Source organism: Vibrio sp. 10N.222.48.A3, assembly GCF_041475345.1.
GTDB classification, from domain to species: Bacteria; Pseudomonadota; Gammaproteobacteria; order Enterobacterales; family Vibrionaceae; genus Vibrio; species Vibrio tasmaniensis_A.
On sequence record NZ_JBFRVX010000561.1, the window covers coordinates 1 to 6,633 of the forward strand.

6 protein-coding genes are annotated in these 6,633 nt (G+C 42.1%); 4 read left to right on the plus strand and 2 right to left on the minus strand.

Annotated elements, in window-relative coordinates; translation table 11 throughout:
- The first annotated feature begins 130 nt into the window (after positions 1–130).
- Positions 131–991, plus strand: a complete 861-nt coding sequence (locus AB4653_RS15940; protein ID WP_232281795.1) for a phosphate/phosphite/phosphonate ABC transporter substrate-binding protein — start codon at positions 131–133, stop codon at positions 989–991.
- Between the two features lie 18 nt (positions 992–1,009).
- The gene (locus tag AB4653_RS15945) at positions 1,010–3,190 is read left to right on the plus strand and encodes a bifunctional diguanylate cyclase/phosphodiesterase (RefSeq protein WP_009845797.1); all 2,181 of its coding nucleotides are present in this window, start codon (positions 1,010–1,012) and stop codon (positions 3,188–3,190) included.
- An 84-nt stretch (positions 3,191–3,274) separates the two neighbouring features.
- Here AB4653_RS15945 and AB4653_RS15950 read toward each other — a convergent pair whose 3' ends face one another.
- Positions 3,275–4,261, minus strand: coding sequence for a zinc-dependent alcohol dehydrogenase family protein (locus AB4653_RS15950; RefSeq protein WP_009845796.1), 987 nt, complete (start codon positions 4,259–4,261; stop codon positions 3,275–3,277).
- Between the two features lie 196 nt (positions 4,262–4,457).
- Here AB4653_RS15950 and AB4653_RS15955 point away from each other — a divergent pair, with 196 nt between their 5' ends.
- Both AB4653_RS15955 and AB4653_RS15960 read left to right on the plus strand, forming a co-directional pair.
- On the plus strand, positions 4,458–4,733 hold the full coding sequence (locus AB4653_RS15955; protein ID WP_009845795.1) for a hypothetical protein: 276 nt from the start codon (positions 4,458–4,460) through the stop codon (positions 4,731–4,733).
- 30 nt (positions 4,734–4,763) lie between these two features.
- Complete coding sequence (locus AB4653_RS15960; RefSeq protein ID WP_009845794.1) at positions 4,764–5,975, plus strand: radical SAM protein; 1,212 nt, start codon at positions 4,764–4,766, stop codon at positions 5,973–5,975.
- 146 nt (positions 5,976–6,121) lie between these two features.
- On the opposite strand, the gene AB4653_RS15965 is transcribed toward AB4653_RS15960, so the two are convergent.
- Positions 6,122–6,463, minus strand: coding sequence for a hypothetical protein (locus AB4653_RS15965; protein WP_017081414.1), 342 nt, complete (start codon positions 6,461–6,463; stop codon positions 6,122–6,124).
- Positions 6,464–6,633: the final 170 nt, after the last annotated feature.

The window sequence follows — 6,633 nt, forward strand, 5'->3', positions numbered from 1 at the left end:
GGGATAAATATCACATTTTGGTGCGTGCATGTTTAGTTGTCAGTCCATTTGTAAACAGTTCGTTATACTGCTAGCAGTAATCGTTTGTTCGCTTTTCACTGTATCCGTTAGTGCAGACACGAAAAGCACCTTGCGTGAAGAAACAATAATCATAGGGGTTATTAGCTCTAACCCCAAAAAAGCATTCAAACGTGCACAGCCTTTTGCTGATTACTTAGCTGAAAACCTATCTAACTATGGTATCAAAACAGGCCAAGTTGTTGTCGCCCGCGACTCTCGTCAAATGGCTCGTTGGATAAAAAGCGGTCAGGTAGATCTGGTTTCTGAAACGGTGTTTGCAGCACAGGAATTAATGCAATATTCGGGTGCTGAACTTTTAGCAAGACGATGGAAAAGCGGTGTGGCGGAATATCATTCAATCTTCTTTTCCAAACGCGATAACGGGGTAGACTCCCTAGGTGATCTGCGAGGCAAAACGGTTGTCTTTGAGGATGTCGGTTCTACTAGTGCATTTCTTGTCCCTGCGGCGATACTGCTTGGGCAAGGATATAAGCTCTATGAGCTAAGCTCCCCTAGAGAATATCCACCGAAAGACAAGGTGGGTTATTTTTTCTCCGATGAATATTCAAAGTCTGGAGGAGAATCTAACATGATGAGCTGGGTTCATCGTAATATTGTTGCGTCAGCTGCATTTAGTAATCTCGATTGGGAGAAAGAAATTCCCGAGCAGGTAAAACAACAGTTACAGGTAATCCATACTTCTCAAGCGATTCCCCGCTCACTAGTACTAATACGCCCTGATCTCTCCTCCGAACTTAAGCAAAACATGCTCTTAGTATTGCTTGCGGCTCATGAAAGTGAGGAAGGTAAACTGGCTTTGAAAGCCTATAAGAAGACGAAAAAGTTTGATGCTATCACACCAGAGATTGTAGAAAGCATTTCTTGGGCGGAAGCGCAAAAACGACTGGTTGATGAATACATCTCCCGTTAACTAGAGAAGTTATTGCTTATGAAGTTAAAAGGTAAATTGGTTCTCGGAAACATGCTTATGGTCGTTTTGACTATGGGCTGCCTTTCCTTGTCTCAGTGGCTGATATCTTCATACTATAGTGATGAAATTCTAGAAGAAACGGCAACGAATATTGCAGAGAACTTTACTTCCCAAGCTCAGAGTCAAGCAGAACAAACGGTTGAGTACCTCTCAGATGCACTTTTTGATCCGATGTATTTTTATGATATCGATAATATTAACTCTATTTTAGAGCCTGCCTTTGAAAATAAAGATGTCATATTCATAAAGGTTTTTGATGCTAATGGTCTGATAGTTCATACAGGAGAAGATGTAGTACTCGGTTATGGCTCCAACTTGGATATGCCAAGGGTGCAAGAAAATGTCTTGAATAAGCAAGAAGCTTACACAGAAATCAATTCATCAGCACTGATTGTTGCGCGGCCAATCACGATGAATAAGACTCGGTTAGGTGGCATAGTGATGAGCTACTCCTTAAAGGCTGTGAAAGACGACATCGAGAAAAATAACACCATTATCAAGGATATTACTGAGTCAAGTCGAAGCTATAGCGCGGTGTTGAGCATAACCTTGACGATGTTCATGTGTCTGGTCAGCTTACTCTTTTCCATGTTATTAGCTAAGACGATGATTCGTCCGATTAATCAACTCCTACAACATTCGAAACGCATCAGTAAAGGGATTTTCCAAGTACCAAACAACATTCAGCGCAGTGATGAACTCGGAGAACTTGCTCAGGCGTTTGATAGTATGGATTCAAGCCTCAAGCAGCGGAATGAGGAAGTTGAGTTTTTAGCTTATAACGATCCACTGACTAAGTTACCGAATCGCTCTCAGTTTATTAAATGTCTTGAACGGTGTATTCATCGATGCAAACAGTCAAAAGAGGTGTTTGCGGTTTTTTTTATCGATTTGGACGAGTTTAAACGAGTCAATGACAACCTTGGGCACCAAGCTGGAGATGAGCTGTTAAGTGAAGTGGCTAAGACGTTAACTAACTCATTAAAAAAAATGGGGCAAATGACCACAAAGGAAGAGTCTCAATGCATGATCGCAAGAGTTGGAGGGGATGAGTTCTTACTCCGCTTATCAGGAGTTAAGACAAAGGAGACAGTATCTAAGTTTGCCTCTGATATTGTGTACTCACTAAAACAGCCTATTTACCTCAATTCCGTAGGTGAATCGGTAGTGGTTGGTGCGAGTGTTGGTGTTGCATTATTTCCTGATTCGGGAGACGCCTCTGAAGACTTGGTTAAAAGTGCAGATATGGCAATGTACAGCGCCAAAGAAAACGGCAAAGGTAGGTACTGTTTCTTCAACCAAAAAATCGAGCAGAAGATACTAGCAAGGGGAGTCATAGAAAAGGAGCTTAGAGCCGCTATCGATGACTTCTCTCAGTTTAGGCTCTTATATCAACCAAAGTTTGACCTGAAAGCAGGGCATGTCGTTGGAGTTGAAGCCCTGATACGTTGGCAGCATCCTACAAAAGGCAATATTTCTCCTATTGAGTTCATTCCTATTGCTGAAGCTACGGATATTATTCATACACTTGGTGATTGGATAGTAATGCAAGCCTGCAGAGATATTCAGGAGTGGGATTTAAGACATCACCTTCCTCCCGAATTTTATGTTGCGATAAACCTGTCTCCAAAGCAGCTCTATGGCGATAAGGCACTCCGAACATTCCAATATCAAACACAAAAACATCAAGTTGAAGTTACAAGGTTACATATAGAAGTAACCGAAACGGCCCTAATGTTTGATAAGGTAAGCGCAAAGAAAACGTTGGACGACCTTAGGAGTATGGGGATCAAAGTTTGGTTAGATGATTTTGGCACCGGATACTCTTCACTAGGGTTCTTACGAGAGTTCAATATTGATGGTTTGAAAATTGACCGAAGCTTTGTCAATGATCTTGAGTACGATATGAATGACCGAGCTTTATGTGCGGCAGTTGTTTCAATGGCTCACCAGCTAGGTATTAAGGTCGTTGCTGAAGGAATTGAAACAACTGTCCAGTCAAGCTTCTTAGCGCAATCGGACTGTGACTACGGACAAGGTTATCTCTTAGCCAAACCTATGTGTGCGGAAACGCTGTCGAAAAAACTTGAAACTGGGTTGAGCAAACCGAAACATACAAACGTTATTTATTTGAAGTGATTACGTCTTTTTAAACTCCCCCGTTTAACGCAGTGTTAGGAGGGTTACCTAACACGAGCGCAAGTTATCGCGATCAACGATGTACTAAGGAAGCAATATGATCTTGCCATCTAATCGTGTGGTTTTCGATTCAATAAGATCAATCGCGGTTTGCACTTCATCGAATGGCAGGTAGCGGTCGACGTCGAGCTGTATGTCGTTTGTGATGAAGTGATCTAGCATGGTCGTGAACGTATCACGGCGAACATCTTTACCTTCCGCTTCCTCCCAATAACGTAAGAAGAAGGTGCTGAAATCGATGTGTTGGCTTTTCGCGTACTCAAAGAAGCGTGGTTCGTAAAAATCCAGAGACAGCGTCCCATAGTTGATAAAGCGCCCGTTGTTGCCAAGGGTGTGAATAAGATCGGTTCCGGGTGAGCCGCCAATTGCATCAAAGGCAACGGTTGGCATCGGCAAGCCTAAAGCCTTAATTTGAGAAGCTAAATCGTCGTTTGCATCTAACACCCAACTGGAAGTGATTGGGTATTGTGTCGGCTGTGATGTAACGACAATGATTTTGAAGCCGAGTGATGCTGATAACTGGGAGAAGATCTTACCGATGGCTGAACTGCCCGCGTTGATGATCAACACATCTTCTTGGGTCAGCTTAGCCACTTCTGTCGTCAACACCCATGCAGTTAGCGCATTAATGTACAACTGACAGGCGTAGCCATTTTCTAGATGCTGAGGAATTTGGAACAGGTCATCAGGTGATACATCGACATAGGTCTGCCATGTTCCACTGGTTGCTACGAGCACTCGCTGATTTACCGCAAACTCAGTATGACTGGACTCTACAACTCTTCCTACCGCTTCAAATCCCGGTACTCTCGGCGGCTGGTGGCTATGTTTGTATTGGCCCACACCATAAATCGACAACAGATCACTAGGGTTGATGTTAGTCGCTTCAATTTGTACGCGAACTTTATCTTTGTCTAGCGCCCCTAAAGCGACATGTTCTAACTTGAGAGATTCTTTTGGCTGACCGAAACGGAACTGGCTAATTCGGGTATTTTGCTTAGTGTCAGTCATAGTTAGGGCACCTTTATGGATTATGAGTACTGCATTGATTTTAAGTGTAGCGTGTTCATAAACAATCTTGGGTCGCTAATATTGCTTAACATCGATGTTGTTGGCAATCGATTGTTTAAATTGAAATTAGTTAACCAAAAGTTGACCAACACCTATTTACAATGATTCCTAGTTTAATAACTGGGAGTTAAGAAAGATGAACGTGCCTGAAGTAATGTCTAAGTGGAAAACATTGCTGGCTCTGACCATGGCCTTGTTTGCTCTTAAGTTTCATCTACTTCTGATTTGGGGGTTATTTTGCTGGTTTTGGGGATGGGAAAATCTTCGCGCAAAAGAAGCCTTCTTTGTTGAACGTATTGAGCTAAAAGAACATCCAGTTTTGTTTACCTTAATCATCATCAGTTGGTTTGTGATGGGAGGGGTATATTTCTATATGGACAATAGAGTCTTTGAGTTTTTTAGCTCTTTGTAGCAAAGCAAAATTTAATAATTAGGATACGTTATGAAAATCTATTTAATTAAAGCGTCTGCTGGCAGCGATTACTCAAAATACAAAGCCTCTACGGGGGGACCTCCACAAAACATCTTTGCCGCCGCTGCTGCGACACCAAAGTGGTACAAGTTAGATATGGTTGATGAGACCATAGGTGCAAAAGCCGACCTTTATAATGATGCTGATTTGGTGGTGATATTTATGTCGACTCCAGATGCTTATCGGGCTTATGAGCTAGCTTCTAAATATAAGAAAAAAGGCAAAACAGTCATACTCGGGGGGTTACATACTCAGTTTAACTCTTTAGAAGCGGCAGTATATGCGGATTGTTTGGCGATGGGAGAAGTTGAGAACTACTGGGTTCAGTTACTCCGTGACGCTGAGTTTGGTTCGCTACAGCCTATTTATGAAAGCTCCGAGCCTGTCGATCTCAGTATGCTCAATCCATACCCAACAAATATCATCAATCCTGAAGCGTACAATTATACATGGTCAGTAGTTGTGACAAGAGGTTGCCCATTTAAATGTAACTTCTGTTTAGTGCCAAGGTTCTTTGATAAGTTCCAGAAAAGGCCAATCGAAAATATCGTCAGCGAGTTAGCGGATCTCAAGACATTAGGTATTGAGTGGGTTGAGTTACACTCCGACAATCTCACTCATGACCGTGAATATGCTTTGGCACTATTTAAGGCCATTGAGCCGCTTAACATGAGCTTCTATGGGGAAACGACAGTCTTGATTGCTCGTGACACCGAATTGCTTAGTGCTGCGGTGAAGTCAGGGTTCAAAGCTGTATTATTAGGCATAGAAACGCCATCTGAAGAGGCTTTAAAGGCTCAGAAAAAAGGCTTTGTGAAACCATCTAAAATGAAAGAGTACATCGCTGAGATAAGATCTCATGGTATTGAAGTATGGGGAGATTTTTTGTTCGGTTTTGATGAACATGACACTTCTATCTTCAAACAAACGCAGAAGTTCGTCGAAGATATCAAGGTTGATAAGGTGATCCCGCACTACATGATTCCGTTTCCCGGTTCGGAGTCTTTTAGTCAGCTAGAGCGAGAAGGACGACTTCTTACTAAAGATTGGTCCAAGTACGATGGTAGCCATCCGGTTTATCAGCCAAGTCGTATGAGCGTTGAAGAGCTAGAGGAAGGCTTGTATTGGATTTGGAGAAAGAATGCGAGCTTGAAAGAACGAGTTGTTGCCTGGTTCAATTAAAATTTGTTCTGGATACATGGAATGAAAATCGCGAAGGCTCATAAATAAGTTTTACTATTCGGAATGCCTGACTGAGTCAGTACACTTTAAAGGCTCCATGTGGAGCCTTTGCATCAAGTTTTTGACGTAGCGTTGAAACCCCGCGATCAAAAGCCATAGCTTTGTTTGATTGGATCGCAGACTAGTTTATATTTAGCATCCGCAGCTTCTTTCCCAGCAAATTCTAACATCGCTTCTGAATAACCCATTGCAGTGCCGAACTCTTCCATTATATAAGGATCTTCTTTGACACTCACTGTGCGATCTTTCGATAGCTCGACAATAAACTTAGCGTAATCTTGGTCTTTATCTAAGCCTGCCGCCCAACCAAAACAGTGAGCCGCATCTTGCTTAGGGAATTCGTTAAAATCTTCACCATTCACTTCGGCTAAAGCAGCACCCGAAACAAGTGCTGTAAGTAGTGACATGCTAGTAATTAATTTTTTCATATTGCTTATCTCGAATATTGAATATGAAGCTATCTTATTGCGAGCGCTATGAAATAAATGTGAACATATTTGTTATTATTTTCAAGTCATGTGACTTTTGATGTAACTGCTTTCATCGTTTACGAGCACAACATCGATTTCAAATGCAGCGTGTTCATAAACAATCTTGG